Here is a 17,230-nt window from a genome sequence, read left to right as displayed (position 1 = left end):
TTCTTAGACGCCCGCATAGATACGGATTTTAGTCGTTTGTCCCGACGGTCTATGTCTCTCCCAGGATGTATAAACTCCCTGTGGATTACAGTGCCGCTATGGGTCACAACTGCTATTGTTGCGGCAGTGTTAATTCCCAGATCTACCGCAGTCACATTGGATTCTGGTTTCCGTTTTTCTGGCTTACAAGTAAACGGAACCGATAAATGACAAGCCCTTTCATTGAAAATCAACGAAGGGGACATCATCTTGTTACTGGCACAGGCGTGCCTTTCCCTCAGACCAGCAATTTGAACAGTAGTCCAAACCCAGTCTGAACCGTCAAAAACCTTGATTTCGGCTTGATCAAAACCATGTAGTTTATAGCATTGGCCTTTGTACAAGGCAGGATAACAGCCAGTATCAGCGTTTAGTTTTGGTGGCTTGCTATCCCTCCTTTTTCTTGTACCCGACTGCCATTCGCGGTAGCGGGTTACATAACTACTAACCTGACCAGCAGCAAAGGAGATCGCAGCACGACGGTAATAGCTAGGGAATTTGTAAAAAGATTTGTTAAATTGCGCGTATTTGATGTTAGGACGTTTGGCTGTTTTATGCATCAGCCTCTCAACGGCAGGGGTTAGCTGATCAGCTGTTAAACACCCCAACTCAGACCAATGAGTATAAATAATTCCGACCAAATACCGACAAGCTTGGCGATACACTTTAATCGTCTCCCTGAACAATGTCCTTTGAACGGAAGTCACATTAAGCTGCCATTTGTCAGTTCGTATGACTTTGGTCGGCGTTTTCACTGGTCTAATAAACTTTCCTACACTTAATATCTTAGCTTTTAAAAGATTGGACGACAATTAAACAATCAGTGTTCCAGGTTTGTAGTAATTACTATTGGCGTGGACTAACCCCCACCTGAACGTTCGCGTAGCGTGGCGATAGCCAGGTGGGGGAATGCGTCTCACGTCCTGTTCAAAGATGTTCTCTACTCGATTGAGTATACTGATGCTTTCTGAAAGGACAGGCGTAGGGAGGGATACTCCTGAGCTAATGCCAAGGCAATTGTCAACGCGGACTGTACTGATGTCAATGCCGACAACTTCACATCCTGTCTGGTGGGCTAGCCAGATAGCGGTGTTGCCGTTGCCGCAACCGATATCCAGTACCCGAGATTCAGTAGTAAGCCCACTGCAGGCGAGCATATATTCATTCCAACGGTGGCAAGCTGGGAGAAAGTCTTGAGCACGAGCGTCGGCTAAGTTTTCAAAATAACCCCAGTGTAAACTGCCTTCAGAATCCCAGAAGCTACGATACATGCTGTCTTCGTGATCGTAAAACGCTTCTGTGTCGGCTTCTGTATATTTTTGTGTCATTTTGTTTGTCTAAGTTGAGACTTACAAGTCAGACTTACTAGATTTTCAAGGAAGTTCCCTTCATGAGAGTAAAATCATAAAGGGAACTTCCTTGAAATACTTCATATTTACTTCATATTTACTTCATATTTACTTCATATTTACTTCATATTCCCTGGCCTTTTGGCCTTTAGGCCACGCTACGCGAACGGCCACGCTACGCGAACAGATTTCTAAAAAATCCAGCGTTTGCGGGGAGCGTTAGCCCTTGGGTCAAGTCTGAAAATCCATTGTTAGTGCGACTTGGCAGTGTCAATTAATTTTGGAAAGCTCCATTACAGCTAATAACATTAACTGTAGCCTAGTTGAGTAGCTGTTAGCCTAAGCTAGAACTTAGAGGCATGTATTGCTATTAATCCTCAAGGGATTGCCACTATTACTAAAGCTGTTCACTAAATCTATGCCAAAATCTATCCCAACTTCCGCCAAGACTACCTTAACCCAACCAGCTTTGCCTGTAGAAACGATCACATTAGATGTAACTGGCATGAAATGTGCTGGTTGTGTTGGTGTAGTGGAACGGCAACTGAGCAGTAACCCTGGAGTATCGAAAGCCTGTGTGAATCTGGTAACTGGGGTAGCTGTGGTAGAGTATCAAGCTGCTGAGGTGGAACCAACTGTCCTAGCTGAGCTGCTGACATCAAAAGGGTTTCCTAGTCAACCCCGTTTACCTGAAACTGAACAGGGAACTAAGAGCCAGGATAGGTTAACACCAGCCCAGAGACATGAGCAAGAAGCTAGAGCATACCGCCAGCAACTAGTGATTGCTGCTGTACTGATTGTCTTCTCTACAGTAGGACATATCGGTCATTGGTTCCATGGACCAATGCTGCCAGTATTGAGTACTTTGTGGTTCCATTGGGGACTGGCAACTCTAGCGCTATTATTACCTGGACGCTCTATTATAGTCGAGGGTGGGCGCGGTTTGTGGCACGGTGCTCCCAATATGAATACGTTGATCGGACTGGGGGCGGTGACGGCTTACACCACTAGCTGTGTGGCCTTACTATTCCCTAACCTGGGATGGGAATGTTTCTTTGATGAGCCAGTGATGTTGCTGGGTTTTATTCTTTTAGGTCGGACCTTAGAACAAGGGGCACGATATCAAGCTACTGCTGATTTTGAGTCTTTGCTATCCCTACAGCCTCAGGTAGCCCGGTTGATTGGAACATTAGACAGTAAAGAGGCTGATCAAGCGGGGATCGAAATTCCTGTGGAGCAAGTCCGGGTAGGAGAATGCTTAAGGATATTACCTGGGGAAAAAGTTCCTGTCGATGGGGAAGTGATGACGGGACTCTCATCGATTGATGAGTCGATGCTGACGGGGGAATCGCTACCAGTATTTAAGCAACCAGGGGACATGGTTACTGGTGGTACGTTGAATAAATCAGGAGTGCTGGTGGTAAAGGCAACCCGTACTGGTAGAGAAACTACTTTGGCACAAATTGTAGCACTAGTGGAGGAAGCCCAAACTCGGAAAGCGCCAGTACAGCAGTTAGCGGATTTGGTAGCAGGGTATTTTACCTATGGGGTGATGGCGATCGCATTTTTAACCTTCCTATTTTGGTACGTGGCTGGGACTAGAATCTGGCCGGAGGTCTGGTCAACCATGGCGGCTTCTCCATTACTGTTGAGTTTGAAGTTAGCGATCGCAGTTTTAGTGGTTGCTTGTCCCTGTGCCTTGGGTCTAGCCACACCTACCGCCATTCTAGTGGGTACCAGCCTGGGGGCAAAGCGGGGCTTATTAATCAAAGGCGGTGACATTTTAGAACAGGTGCATCGGCTGGATACTGTGGTTTTTGACAAAACCGGTACCCTAACGTTTAGTGAACCCACAGTTACCGATTGCCTGCTGATTCAACCTGAGACAGAGAATGACCAACAGAGCGGGATTGGTACGAAAAACATTGCTCTATCTTCTACTAGTCAATTGCTGCAACTGGCAGCAGCAGCAGAAAGTGGCACATCCCATCCCTTAGGTAGCGCCATTGTTACTGAAGCTCAACAGCAACAGTTACCGATGTTAGGGGCTCAAGATTTTTACACAGAACCAGGATTGGGAGTATCAGCTTTAGTAGAAAAGCAACGGGTAGTGCTTGGCAGTGCAGACTGGTTGAGTAAGCAGGGTATTACGATTAGTGATACTGCTCAAGCTGAAGTCAAGGCTTTGGCAGATGGGGGTAAAACAGTAGTTTACGTAGCTGTTGATGGGCTACTAGCTGGATTAATTGGTGTAAATGATCTTCCGAGATTGGAAGCTAAAGAAACAGTAGAACACCTTAAAGACCTAGGATTGCGGGTGATGATGCTAACTGGTGACAGACCGGAAGTGGCGGCTGCTGTGGCCAAAACTTTGTCAATAGAGCCAAAGGATGTTATTGCTGGGGTGCTTCCCGATGGCAAAGCTAATGCGATCGCAAACCTCCAAGACCAGGGACACTGTGTCGCTATGGTGGGAGATGGCATTAATGACAGTCCAGCTCTAGCACAAGCTGATGTTGGGATTGCATTGCATGGGGGAACCGATGTGGCAGCGGAAACAGCAGGAATTATTCTGATCAGAAATAACTTGCTCGATGTGGTCAAGTCCATAGACCTATCACGAGCCACCTTCAACAAAATCCGCCAGAATCTGTTTTGGGCATTCGGTTACAATGTATTGGGTATTCCCATGGCCGCTGGTGGGCTACTACCAGGATTTGGCATGGTACTTTCTCCTGCTGCTGCTGGTGCCTTAATGGCTTTCAGCTCAGTTAGTGTTGTCACAAACTCACTTTTGCTAACCCGTTTACGGAATTAGTGCAAGTCCGCTTGAATACCTATAGTAAACCATCCACAGCAGCAAGGTTTCACAAGGCTATACTTCTTTTGGTAGTTGGAAAGAACCACCTTAGGGTAAGCTTGGCCTCTGGTAGTTTACTTTTATTGATTCAAGGGATAATCAGTTAATGCTCAGCACTCAGGAGAGTTTTCTAAGTAAATCAGTCCTTAAGTCAGTCGCAAGCTGGTTGAGACCTGTGCCAATGTAAGTAAATAAGAGTATTGTTCTCAACCAATTACCCTTTTGATCACGAGCGATTCATGGCTACACAATCTGACCACAACCATTTACTGATTATTGAGGATGACAAAGGAAGCAAGCAGATTCCTTTGGAAGAAGAGGTATATTCTATCGGTAGAGATCCAGAGTCTGATATCCGCCTGTTTTCAAAGTTTGTTTCTCGCCGACATGCGACCTTAGTGAGGCGTAAACGGTCTGATGGCAGTCCCTACTACCGAATTTTTGATGGTAACCTCAAAGGTAAGACTAGTGCCAATGGCATTTTAATCAATGGTCGTAAGCTTCAAGCCCATGATCTCGAAGATGAAGATGAGGTAATTTTTGCCCCTAAAGTAAGTGCTAAATATTATCTACTCAAGCGAGAGAATACCCCAACTGATCCAGTAGATCAAGTCGATGAGTATGATATTACCCTAATTAATCCCGGCATGATTGATGACCCGGAAGAATGGGATAATTAGGAAATAAATTACCGCCAAGATAACCTTAAAATTATAATTTTTAAGGTTATAGTTTGAGCGGTTAGCTATCAGTTATTAATTACAGCAGTTGGCAATTGGGTGAGGTACAAATTATTGGTTTTTAGGGAACAGGGAACAGGGAACAGGGAACAGGGAACAGGGAACAGGTTAAAAATATATGTACCTTATAGTGATGAAAAACGCTGTATTTTTTTTATAACAAAATCGATCAAAAAAATGCGCATCACCACAGCATCGCCCATAAAAAAGCTATAGCGCGTCACCAAGCGCTATAGTTATCATTTTTAGTTAGCACTTGCTGAAGGAATTTTTCCATAAGGCTAGAACGCTTACATATTATAGTCTACCAGTCGCAACGGGAGAATAGATTACTCAGAAAAGACTTGCGCCAATCCGTCACTGGGGGGTCTGTCCGGAAAGGCACAGTACGATTTTCCTTGGTGTTCCACGGTGCCAAGGGTAAGTGACCTTCCTCCGCTTTGTTTTTATTGAAAATTGCCGGGTTGAATCTTTTTTCATCTATCCACCAGTCTACTTTTTTCCACCACTCTACCCATACATCCCTATGCAAATCATCATACTCTCCCTCGGGTAAGCCACGCTCAGCAATAATTGTGTCCAAGATCTGCTTTTGTACACTGAAGCCAAACTTTCCATCTGAGTGTTTGACCCAAAGGGTATTAAGAGTACCTAGATTTTCGCAGGAGCACTGTTCAATATGTTCGATATTGAGCCAACCTTCTTTTTCTCGCTCAGCGATGTAAAGCATGATACGAACATTTTTTAGGTCAGCATCTTTCCAGTTTCCCGACTTCATAAAGAAGTGAAGTTCAGCTAGGAAGTGATTCAACAGAGAGTCTTTGATAATTTGATAGTCTTGACCGTTTTCAGATAGTAACTCAATGTATTCTCGATGAAAATTTTCTACGGCATTTGTTGATAAAATGAACTGTTCTTGAGGAATAAAGCTAGGTATAGGAATTTCTGTATCGATATCAACGTTCGGAAACTTTTGCCAAGCAGTATCAAGTATATCAAAGGCTTCCTTGTAAGCTTTTAAGGCTTCCTCTATCTTCCCTTCTGTTCTCAACAAGCTCCCTTCTACTCTTTTGACATGAACCTGAATTGCCCATTCTTCAGGGATATCTAGATTTGGTTGTGAGGGTAATAGATTTTTTTCCTTTATCTGTTTAATCCTTTGCCTAGCCTCATTCCGCCATTCGGTTGCTTTACTATCCTGTTCAAATTCTTGATACTTCTGACTAATTTGCTGATTTGCTAAAGAAATCGAAGCTAACAGCATGGCTTGCTTGATATTGCGCTTGTCTTCTCGGATTAGTGTAGACTTACTGACTTGAAACCATGCCTCTTGTGCTTCAGAAGACAGCCCCTTGTTTTGGAGTTCTGCAGCAAGTTCAGAGAGCCTATTAATGGTTTCGATATCTTCTTTGATTATTTTCTGAGCAGCTTTAGCTTGCTCTACTCTTATCACTTGTTTGCCTGCCACTACCACTGAAACAATTGCTCCCAACACAGCTACAGTAATTACCACAGCGCCGATCTGAATCCCCCATTGAGCCTTCCTATTCGCCTCAGTTAGTACCTGATTTCTACTCTCTGCTGCTTCCCTATCCTTCCTCTCTCTTCCTAATTCCGCATCTCGCTTCTTGTGAGCTATTTGCTCTTCAATCCTTCTCTTTTCACTGGCCGCCAAAAACTGCTGATCCAAATAACTTAAATTCTTCCCCTTTGCCCAACCCTGAGCATCCTTTAGAGCTTTCCCTCCCAACAACAGCGATTCATCCTGACATCCCGATGCCACCCAAGCCCTAAACCCTTCCGAATAGGGACGTAATGCAGCTAATTCTTGTTCAATCCAGTCTTGATTAAAGACTTGATGGTAAATACGGTTATAGACTTTAAGAACTGGAAAAGCTCCAACTCTCTGCTTGACTACTAATCCAGATAACTGTAACTTACCTTCCTCAAAACTGTTATTGGCAACAACTTCCCCCTGCTGCCACACTTGCTGATACAATTCCAACAAGTAGGCAGACCGTTGCTCATTACTCAAGATGCGATCGCGTATGGTCTTCAAATGCTCTGGCTCATCGGTAGCTTCCCAGTTCGAGATGACATGTGATCGCACCAATTTCTCAATCCATTCCTTCTCCCCTTTTTTTAAGGGATCGAAAACCGAGGCAGAACTAACCACCAACTGACACAGCTTTTGGGTAAGAAACGGCTGTCCTCCTGTCCAGTCTAAGATTTCCTCGATAATAGCCTGGGGGTTGCTGACCTGTCCCGCCAATCCCCTAACTAACGGCTCAACTTCATGGGGTTGAAAGCCATGTAATTCCAGAGCCCGTCCGATATTAAACGGGGTTCGGTTTTTATCTTCAATTAAATCCCCCGGTGTCGCCACCCCCAACAGCACAAAACTAAGGCGATTATAGGCAGAATTTTCTGCCCGTTTGTTGTAACAGGCTCGAACTAGGGCAAAGAAGTCATCTTTGAAGCTTAATTGCAGAACGCTATCGATTTCATCAATAAAAATAACAATTGGTTGAGCAATATATTCAAACAATACCTCTTTGATAAACTTACCAAAGCACTGCACCGGAGAAATCTTTTGGTGCTGTTGAAGCCAATGGTATTCATCAAACCTGTCGTAGAGTTCTAACTCAGACACCAACCCACTAATCAAACCGCCATACCATTCCCGTGGGGGAATCTGTTGCGACCCCAGCATGGTAATATCAATAGAAGCACAAACAATGTCTTCTTGTTGCAACCGTTTTACTGTTTGAACTTTCAGGGAAGACTTACCCATCTGACGGGAATTTAACACATAACAAAATTCCCCTGCTTTTAGGTATTGATACAACTCTTCATCGGCCTGACGTTTGACATAACTGCTAGCATTAAGGGGTAATGCGCCGCCTACTTGATAGATTTGCATAGTCTGGGTTTCCATCATGGGGTCTCCTGGAATCGTGCTTGAAAATACTCCCGATATAACTGACAACGGAGAGTTACCTGATGTGCTTGTAAATGAACTAATCCCATACTGTGTAGTTTGTAAGCTGATCGGGATTCTAAGGGAATCGGACAACTGGCCTCAATCACATCTTTAAAAGCATCAGCCAAAGCTTGGTGTTGCTGTAGCATCTGCCAGAGGTGTCGTAGATGGTTGCGATAAATTCCAGCTTCGGTGGCAGCATTGTTTAATACCTTCTCTAGGGAACCAGTACCATTAAATTTGAGATGGTTAAAGCATTCGCCAATTAAATAGGGATGTCCGCCTACTAACCCCTGCAATTGCTCAACCTCAGATGCTGTACAATCAAGTTGGTATTGTTGCGCTAATTCAATAATTTGCTCTTGGGTCAATTCCGGTAACTCAATCGGAACACCAACATTAAACGGGGATTCGTTAAGGTTAAGGGGAATATAAACTTCTGTGGAATGAACTACCACTAATCGGAGCCGTTCTAAACGTTTACCCATCTTGGCTTTCTCATGCCAAGCCCTTAGCATTCCTAAAAAGTCCGATGCCACATCACGGTGAGTAAAAACTCGGTCAACCTCATCCAAACATAGGACCACTGGCCTATTAACCTGCCTTAGCAAATACCGTTCAAAGTAGTTGGTACAAGCCATTTTACTAGTCGATAATCCTTCGTACCAGTAATCAGCTAATCGATTAGCTAATCCTAAACTTTCACTGACACAGAAGCTAAACCACTTGAGTAATGAATTAAGATTGCCAAGGTCAGCGTGGTTAGCCAGGTGCAGGTTAATATAAACAGTTTGATAGCCCTGCTGGGCAACCAACTTTTTCAGCACTCTAGCTATCAGTAAGGTCTTCCCCATTAGACTTGGTGCTTTAATTCTCACCAAGGCACCGGGACGTAAAAGTGTTTGATAACAAGTGCTTTCAATAGGAGGACGTTCAACATAATAGTCAACGTCAGGGATAGCTTCGTCCTGATCTAAATCCGGTGTCCACGGATCTGGATTAACGTTGCTATTGCTGGGTGTGCTTTGTTGATCTAGAAAAGCGATCGCTTTCCAGTCTTGCCCCAATTTTTCACTAATTTCTTGAAAATTCAGGTTATCGACAGGTCTGCCATTGAGATAATTATTGAGGGTTGATAGAGATATCTCCAATTCCTCAGCTAAGTCTTTCTGGCGAGGATAACCGTTGCGCTTAAGAGCTAATTTAACCTGGTCAATAGACTCTGGATGAACTCTGAGTGAGCGAGACATAGTTGTCGGTTCGATGAACTACTCAAACTATAACTATCTTTTATAGTCACTCAGCCCAACTCAGGTACAACTCAGGTACAAGTCGGCAATCAATTATAAGTTGGCTATAAGTCACCTGATCTCAATAGCTTCCAAGGTCTGAACTGCTTTAGCCTCAGAGTTTGATGAAGTTGTAGTTCACCTGAAACAATTTTCATGAACAATCTCGAAAGCTTCCAAACCCTTCTGGAAATTGTGTTACTAGTTCTAACCCTCTCTACTGAATCTCCATTGTTAGGTATTGCTGCTGCTATTTGTGCATTGTTGTATTTGTTAATCGACTCTGATGATTCAGATAACGATGAGGAGTGAGGCGGTTGTTTAGCTTCAGAGATACGGAGATAGGGAAATGGGGAGATAGGGATATGAAATTTATCTGTAGTCGTAATTTACAGCATTGGTATAAATATACCAATTGAATCGATAACTACTTCATCCAAAAGTCCCGATTCCCGATTCCCGATTCCCTGTACTATAGTCGTTAGTTTAACAACTATCAACCTAAAATCATACTACAAATTTTGGCGATTCACTAACTGAATTTTATTGACAAAATAAGCTTCTCGATGCTGTAATGACTCAGCTAAGTCTAGCCCCTTTTGAAATGCTGCTAAGGCTTGAGGATAGTTGTTCATATCCAGATAAACTTGACCAATTTTGTCGTAAGTATTCATCAAGCCATAGTAATTGTAGGACTGTTGTTCAACTTGAAGCAAAACCTCATAAACTTGCAAGGCAAACTCTGGCTGCTTAGAGGTAAGGTAAAGTTCTGCTAGAGGTTGTAGTGCCTCGCTAGCATGGGCAAACTGCTGTAGAGACCAGGCTAAGGAATAGGCTTCTTGATAGGTTTGACTAGCTTTTTCTGGTTGATTGAGGCTGTTGTAGTCAGATGCGATCGCAATTTTCAGGGCTGGAATCTGGGTATCATTGCCTTGACTGAGGTAAATGTCCACTAATTGCTGCTTTTTGGGCAATGCCTGGTCTGGTTGTTGGTCTTGGTCGTAGATATAAGCTAGCTGTTGTAAATAAGCCACTTCTTCATTTATGCGTTCGCGTTGATTCTGAGCTTGATTTAATGCTTGAGCCAGTAATTCCTCATAGGTTTCTGCTGCTTTGGGATAATCAAACCAAGCCATGTGCAATTCACCCATGGTCTTTAAGGTAGCCTCAACCGTTGCCATATCGTCCTGGTTGCGAGCATCAGCGAGAATTTGGTCATAGACTGTCAACGCTTGTCCTGGCACTCGGATCTGTTCATAAGCCTTACCCAAAGCTTTTAACAATGGCAGATTGATCGAGTCTTCTGCTTCATTTTCCTGCTGAATCTCTTCCAACCGTGCCGTAATTAGTTGCACTGACTGCTTATTGTTTTCATTCCAGGCAACTCCTCCTACTGTGCCCAAAGTTTGCACTTCTGCCACGGGATCCCCTAGCACTCGCCGCAGCCGGATTTCCCGATACCAGATGTCAAAGGCTTTCGATTGATTACCAGCGTTGAATTCAGCTTCAGCTTCAGCATTCAGTTCATCCAACGCTTGCTTGAGTCTAGAACGTTCGGAAGGGTTGAGAGGTTCCTCTGGGGATAAGGAAGGCAGGAGGGGATCAGGAGCAGTCAGTTCCAATGGATTCGGATTATCATTATCACTTGATTGGGACAAGGTCACACTAGCAAAACATAAGGGGAGTATAGCAGCGGATAATGCTATAACTATCCACTTGCTTAGTTTGGGTCCGAGAAAATGTAAGCGCAAGGTAGCCATAAGGAAACAAAAGAAGGTTACTACAAGTTAGGGTAGCGATTTTAGGTTTAAACTGACATTTTGCCATATGCATCTGTAGTCCTACTTTCAAAAATTGGTATTATTTCTGCCCCCCTGCACTAGTTTGACTGCTTCCGGGACGAAGTTTGTTCCTGCTACCAAGATTTAGGACTGACAAAAGAAATCTATTGTCAGTTTCCGAGACGTAAACTAATAAAATAAACAGATCAGGGCAAACGCATCTCAAATTAGATTGACAAGTAAGTCAAAATATTATGGTTTAAAATCGGGTTAAGTTGAGCACCAAATATGAGATAATTAATTCATGAATAATTTTTAGTAACTTGTTGGCGTATCTGACAAATTAAAAATGGTTTTATGCCCCCTTTAAAACCATTGCAAACGCATTTTATTTATAAAAAATAACATCTTTTTGTTTGTGAAATTCGAATAAATCCCATCCTAAAAGCAGTTTTTTTTTCAAATTCAACAAACTTTCCGCTGACTTTAAACAAGAATCAAAGGAGGATTTCCGTACGAAACCAGAATGTAAAGTACTCTCAAATCGACCAAGGATAACACAGCCAATAATTATTGATAATAAGTGGCCCTGCTCTTCGAATCAACAGGGGAATTATAGATTTTTGACACTATTGTTTAATTTTTAACTGTTAATTTTGATACAATTTTATATGCGCTTACCCTGGATTCCCCCTGCACCCCTACCCTAAACACTTAAGTATGGATTGGTTGATTAACTTGCCAAGTCGTGTTATATTACTATAGAATAGTAAAGGGAGCTCTTGCTTTAAACCCAAAATGACTTACTTATCACGCTTATTAGTAAGGAAGGTAGTAGTACCATCAGCTAATAAGCCATAAGTATTGAGTGTTTTAAACGTTAAACCAAAAAATAGCCCAAATTGTGATCAAATTGGGCAAATCATAAAATACTGTATAGTTAGCAACAATGATATACTCATTTTCCAAACTTGTCAAGTTAATTGTAAGATATTATTGGCATAAAACTGATTATCCAGTACTATATAGCAATCTATATGTAGATTTTTACCTTGGTTATTCTCTAGACAAAAGCCTAACCAGCAGCCAAGATTTATTTAATAAGCTTAAATTGCAGCGTTGGAACCCCGCGCTTTCGTTGCAACAGTAAGACTCCGCGCTTTTTCAAAGCTAAGCGTGAACGCGCACAAAGAGCGGGAATAGTTGAGCTTTCTAATTGTTTTGATGCAGTCGCTCATGGAGGAAACTACCACTAGCGCTTTGCATCAAGAACGAAATAGCAAAAAAATCACAAAATCCTAAACTGACGATCAATACCGGTGTGATCGCCTCCTTTCTTGGGAGCGCTAGGAAGGGCGCACCAGAAGAAAGTCCAAAATTTTTCTCTAGCAAGAGAATTTGGATTTATGGGCTTGACTGTGGACTTACAACTTTATTTGTTAATTTTTGGGATCTGAGTTTTTTGAATTGCTGAGCAAGGGAGGAGCATAGTGGCGACTTGTGTAAATGATTTCCCCAATGGGGAGTTGAAATTCTCGAGTTTAGTTGATTTATTAGGCGACAGAGCGCGTACTATGCCTAATCAGCTTGCTTATATCTTTCTTAAAAACGGAGAAACTCAATCAGGGAGTCTGACCTATGGGCAATTAGATAGACAAGCAAGAGCGATCGCATCTCATCTCCAATCAATGCCAGGAGAACGGGCTTTATTGTTATACCCTTCTGGATTAGAGTTCATTAGCGCTTTTATGGGCTGCTTATATGCCGGGGTTGTGGCGGTTCCGGTTTATCCTCCCAGGCGTAATCAAAAATTGTCTCGGTTGCTCTCTATTGTTAATGATGCCCAAGCGTGTATTGCACTGACCACCACATCGATACTGGCTGACCTTGAGCAAAGGTGGGCAAGTGATGGGGAGTTAGCTCAGTTGAAGTTGATAGCTACCGATACCATTGTTGCTGATAGTCAAGAGTTTGCACCATTATCAGTGACAGGGTCGAGTTTAGCTTTTTTGCAATATACTTCCGGTTCCACGGGAAAACCCAAAGGGGTGATGGTGACTCATGGCAATATCATCCATAACCAGCAGATGATCCATCAGGCATTTGATCATAGCGAACAGAGTATTGTTGTAGGTTGGTTGCCTTTGTTCCATGATATGGGATTGATTGGTAATGTCCTGCAGCCAATGTATCTGGGAATTCCCTGTATTCTGATGCCCCCAGTGGCATTTCTGCAGAAGCCGATTCGTTGGTTAAAGGCGATTTCTAACTATAGGGCGACTACCAGTGGCGGACCAAATTTTGCTTATGATTTATGTCTGAAAAAAGTTCAACCAGAACAATTAGCTAATCTTGACTTGAGCAGCTGGGATGTAGCTTACAGTGGAGCCGAACCAGTACGGGCAGAAACTCTGAAGCAATTTGGTCAAAAATTTGCGAACTGTGGTTTTAACTACAGAGCCTTTTATCCTTGCTATGGCATGGCGGAGACTACCCTGTTGGCTACGGGTGGTCAAAAGAATCAATCGCCGGTGATTCAGGGGGTATTGGCAGGAGAACTTGAGCAAAATTCGGTAGTAGAGACTAAAATTTCCTCGGATGAAAGTCGAAGCTTTGTGGGTGTTGGTCGTCCTAACCTGGACACAACAGTAATTATCGTTAACCCAGAGTCGTTAACTCCGAGTGAACCAGGACAAGTGGGAGAAATTTGGGTTAGGGGTGGCAGTGTAACTTCTGGGTATTGGAATTGCGACCAAGCAACACAATCAGCTTTTCAAGCGTATCTAAAGGATTCTGGGGAAGGCCCTTTTTTACGTACAGGGGACTTAGGATTTTTTAGTAAGGGGGAACTGTTTGTTACAGGAAGACTAAAGGATCTAATTATCATTAGAGGTCGCAATCATTATCCCCAAGATATTGAATTAACTGTTGAAAACAGCCATCCTGCTTTACGAAGTCATGGGTGTGCTGCCTTTTCTGTGGAGAGGGATGGAGAGGAACGCTTAGTTATTGCTGGTGAGGTGGAACGAACTTACCTACGGGAGCTGAACACAGAGGAGGTAGTATCTGCCGTTCGTCATGGAATCTGGATGCAGCATGAGTTGAAGGTTTATGGAGTATCACTACTTAAGACTGGCAGTATTCCTAAGACTTCCAGTGGAAAAAATCAGCGTCATGTTTGTCGGCAGTACTGGCTACATAAGCAACTAAATTTGGTGGGTGAGTGGATTGAAAACGAGTTAGTGGAATCAATAACTAGTGAGCAGCGACCAGATGAATCTTTTGAATCTTTGACTGAAAAAACTACTAGCTTTAGGCCAACTCAAAACAATGGACACAAGGTATTAACTAGCAAAGATACAGCCAGCCAATCCCGTGCCGATGAACTGCTAGAATGGTTGCGTGACTATGCATCATTTCGCATTAACTCTCGCTTAATTGATGAAAGACGTTGCATTCCACCTCATATTGTTCTCGATTTTGGAAACCGTGGTTTTTTCGGCCTACAAGTACCTTTTAAGTATGGCGGAATAGGTCTGAACAATGTTGATACCTTAAGGATTATTGAGCAGTTGGGAGCCATAGATCAAACCCTAACATTGTTTGTGGGCAATCATAACGTCCTTGGGGTTCGTCCGATTATTAAATATGCCTCCCTAGCTCAAAAAGAGCAATTACTTCCCAACCTAGCTACAGGTCGAGAAATAGCAGCCTACGCCTTAACAGAACCGGGGGCAGGTTCCAATCCCCGAGCCATATCCGCACGAGCAATACCGAATCCTAATGGTGGTTGGTTATTGGAAGGTTCTAAAATTTGGAGTGGTTCGGCTGCATGGTCTAGTGTTATCAATATTTTTGTCCAGCAGCTCGATCCCCATGGTAAACCGATGGGAATTAGTGGTTTCGTAGTGCCCCAGAGAACAAAAGGCTTGCGAATTGGTCCCGAAGCCCTGACTATGGGAATGCGGGGTATGGTTCAAAATGCCATATTTCTCGATGGAGTATTGGTAACTCCAGAGCAACTTTTGGGAGAAGCAGGTGCTGGGATGAAAGTAGCTCAAGATGCCATGATGCACGGTAGATTGGGTCTGGCTGCTGGATGCATTGGTGGTATGAAACGCTGCGCTCAGTTGATGCTTCGCTATGGTGAGCGTCGTTCGATCTCCACAGGTCGTTTACTCGATAATCCAGTTACATTAGTTCGTTTGAGCGATCTGACAGCCGCTATTACTGTCTTAGAAAATTTAGTTTTCACGACTGCCGAGTTATTGGATAGGGGATATTCTATTCCTGAAGAAGTCTACACGGCTTGCAAGACATCGGGGCCTGAGTTTTTCTGGCAGGCTGCTGACAACCTGGTTCAGTTACTGGGCGGTCGCGGCTATATTGAAACAAACATTGCCCCTCAAATCTACCGTGATGCCAGGGTTTTTCGCATTTTTGAAGGTCCGACGGAAACTCTCAATATGTTCTTGGGGTCTCGCGTGATTCAGAAACCAGAAGAGCTTTACCAATTCTTATCTAAGACATTGGAAGTTCCCGAAGTGGCTAAACGTCTGAAAAATGCTACAGCAGAAATTAGCGATCGCTTAAGGAATAAGAGCCGATTTGGCGAAGATCATACCGCTTTACGATGGGCTTATGTTTGTACAGGTGAAGTAGCAACTTGGGCTATTTTATTGGCAGCCGTGAAACGAAATTTGAAACAGTTAAGTTCTGAACCTTTGCAGATTGCTGCCACTTGGGCTGAATTACAGTTCGAGCAAAAACTCCAGCTTGTACTGATGGGAACACCAGCAGAAATTGTGGCATCTGACGCTGATCATATCACCGCTCGCATAGAGGATTACGCCGAAAAAATTGGGGATATAGAACAAACTATGCCTGGAGAAGACCATAAACTGGATGAATTTCTGCGTCAAACATCTACAGTGAAATCAAATAAAAATTTAGATGTAGAATTGAATCACTACCAGGATACAACAAAGGTTGCTGTAGAACCGAAAAATTATCAGCCTTTAGATAATCAGGAAGTTTATACTTATGATCAGATTGGAAGTTGGATAGAAAACTGGTTGGCCAAACAACCAGGGATTCAGATAGAAACTATTAATCGCCAGACATCTTTTGCCGATTATGGCATGGATTCCGTGTTGGCATTAGAGTTAGTAGAAGCCTTAGAAGATTGGCTACCAACTTCCTTAGACGCAACTAGTATCTGGAATTTTTCCACTATAGAATCATTGGCTAAATACTTGGCTAGTAAAATGTCAACAAAGGAGGATGATTTAGAAACTTCACCTTCTGGCCAGGAGGAGGCCAAGACTACTACCTTAGAGTTGGAAAAACCTCTGGAAAATAAAATTGAGACATCTATTGCTGAAGAATTAGTGGCTCTGGAAAACTTATTGATAGGAAATTAATATGAAGCATATTAAGCAAGAAAATGAGTCCCTGGCTTCCTCAAAACGGTTAATCTTTGCTCTTAAACAAGCACGCACTCAATTAGAAGAACTACAACGGCAAAAGAGTGAACCGATTGCTATTGTTGGTATGGGTTGTCGGTTTCCAGGGGGGGTGAAAGATCCAGAAAGCTTTTGGCAACTTTTGAAAAATGGAGTTGATAGCATTACTGAAATTCCTGGGGAGCGATGGGATATAAAAGATTACTATCACCCAGATCCAGATGTTCCCGGCAAAATGTATACTCGCTATGGAGGTTTTCTGGAGAAGGTTGATCAGTTCGAACCACAATTTTTTGGGATTTCTCCCCGAGAAGCTACTGCTATGGACCCTCAGCAACGGTTGCTGTTAGAAGTGAGTTGGGAAGCATTAGAACATGCAGGGTTAGCACCGGATCAACTTCAAGGTAGCCAAAGCGGAGCATTTATGGGGATCTGCTTTGAGGATTATTCCCGCTTTAGCGTTAACTCTGGAGATCCAACCAGGATCGATGCCTACAGCAGTTTGGGCAATACTCGCAGTATTGCTGCAGGACGTTTAGCATATATTTTTGGTTTCAATGGTCCGACTTTCTTTTTAGATGCAAGTTGTTCTTCCTCGCTTTTATCGGTTCACCTGGCTTGTCAGAGTTTACGTTATAGAGAGTGTAATCTAGCTTTAGCTGGTGGAGTTAACCTAATGCTTGCCCCAGAAGCAACAATTGGTTTCTGTAAACTCAAAGCTTTA

General features: G+C 43.2%; 9 protein-coding genes and 1 pseudogene. 5 read left to right on the top strand and 5 right to left on the bottom strand.

What is annotated here, in order from left to right; translation table 11 throughout:
* Both F6K52_RS16775 and F6K52_RS16770 read right to left on the bottom strand, forming a co-directional pair.
* Positions 1 to 794, bottom strand: a pseudogene (locus tag F6K52_RS16775) (IS200/IS605 family accessory protein TnpB-related protein); the annotation flags it as partial.
* 57 nt (positions 795 to 851) lie between these two features.
* Positions 852 to 1,367, bottom strand: coding sequence for a methyltransferase domain-containing protein (locus F6K52_RS16770; protein WP_293079562.1), 516 nt, complete (start codon positions 1,365 to 1,367; stop codon positions 852 to 854).
* 439 nt (positions 1,368 to 1,806) lie between these two features.
* Between F6K52_RS16770 and F6K52_RS16765 the strand changes: the two genes are divergently transcribed.
* A complete protein-coding gene (locus F6K52_RS16765) occupies positions 1,807 to 4,206 on the top strand; it encodes a heavy metal translocating P-type ATPase (protein ID WP_293079559.1) in 2,400 nt (799 codons plus the stop codon).
* A 281-nt stretch (positions 4,207 to 4,487) separates the two neighbouring features.
* Complete coding sequence (locus F6K52_RS16760) at positions 4,488 to 4,928, top strand: FHA domain-containing protein (RefSeq protein WP_293079556.1); 441 nt, start codon at positions 4,488 to 4,490, stop codon at positions 4,926 to 4,928.
* A 364-nt stretch (positions 4,929 to 5,292) separates the two neighbouring features.
* Here the strand turns inward: F6K52_RS16760 and F6K52_RS16755 are convergent, their stop codons facing one another.
* Positions 5,293 to 7,977, bottom strand: a complete 2,685-nt coding sequence (locus tag F6K52_RS16755) for an AAA-like domain-containing protein (protein ID WP_293079553.1) — start codon at positions 7,975 to 7,977, stop codon at positions 5,293 to 5,295.
* Entirely contained in the window at positions 7,926 to 9,221 is a 1,296-nt protein-coding gene (locus F6K52_RS16750) for an AAA-like domain-containing protein (RefSeq protein WP_293079550.1), read from the bottom strand. Before F6K52_RS16750 ends, F6K52_RS16755 begins: the two co-directional genes overlap by 52 nt.
* A 195-nt stretch (positions 9,222 to 9,416) precedes the next feature.
* Between F6K52_RS16750 and F6K52_RS16745 the strand changes: the two genes are divergently transcribed.
* Positions 9,417 to 9,572 carry a hypothetical protein gene (locus tag F6K52_RS16745; protein ID WP_293079547.1) on the top strand — a complete coding sequence of 52 codons (156 nt, stop codon included), beginning with the start codon at positions 9,417 to 9,419 and terminating at the stop codon, positions 9,570 to 9,572.
* Between the two features lie 200 nt (positions 9,573 to 9,772).
* Here the strand turns inward: F6K52_RS16745 and F6K52_RS16740 are convergent, their stop codons facing one another.
* A complete protein-coding gene (locus F6K52_RS16740) occupies positions 9,773 to 10,924 on the bottom strand; it encodes a tetratricopeptide repeat protein (protein WP_293079565.1) in 1,152 nt (383 codons plus the stop codon).
* 1,691 nt (positions 10,925 to 12,615) lie between these two features.
* On the opposite strand from F6K52_RS16740, the gene F6K52_RS16735 reads away from it, so the two are divergent.
* Positions 12,616 to 16,464: an AMP-binding protein gene (locus tag F6K52_RS16735; protein ID WP_364418115.1), complete on the top strand. Its 3,849-nt coding sequence runs from the start codon at positions 12,616 to 12,618 to the stop codon at positions 16,462 to 16,464.
* 1 nt (position 16,465) lies between these two features.
* Positions 16,466 to 17,230 (top strand): polyketide synthase (locus tag F6K52_RS16730; RefSeq protein WP_293079542.1); only part of this gene is annotated, 765 nt, incomplete at its 3' end.

The sequence above is a fragment of the Moorena sp. SIO3H5 genome (assembly GCF_010692395.1).
Taxonomy (GTDB): Bacteria; Cyanobacteriota; Cyanobacteriia; order Cyanobacteriales; family Coleofasciculaceae; genus Moorena.
Note: the sequence above shows the minus strand (reverse complement) of the source record. Positions and strands in the feature narration are given on the sequence as shown.

Excerpts from the sequence above, each read along its gene's own strand:
- F6K52_RS16770 (WP_293079562.1), bottom strand. The coding sequence starts at position 1,367 with ATGACACAAAAATATACAGAAGCCGACACAGAAGCGTTTTACGATCAC.
- F6K52_RS16765 (WP_293079559.1), top strand. The coding sequence starts at position 1,807 with ATGCCAAAATCTATCCCAACTTCCGCCAAGACTACCTTAACCCAACCA.
- F6K52_RS16760 (WP_293079556.1), top strand. The coding sequence starts at position 4,488 with ATGGCTACACAATCTGACCACAACCATTTACTGATTATTGAGGATGAC.
- F6K52_RS16750 (WP_293079550.1), bottom strand. The coding sequence starts at position 9,221 with ATGTCTCGCTCACTCAGAGTTCATCCAGAGTCTATTGACCAGGTTAAA.
- F6K52_RS16745 (WP_293079547.1), top strand. The coding sequence starts at position 9,417 with ATGAACAATCTCGAAAGCTTCCAAACCCTTCTGGAAATTGTGTTACTA.
- F6K52_RS16735 (WP_364418115.1), top strand. The coding sequence starts at position 12,616 with ATGCCTAATCAGCTTGCTTATATCTTTCTTAAAAACGGAGAAACTCAA.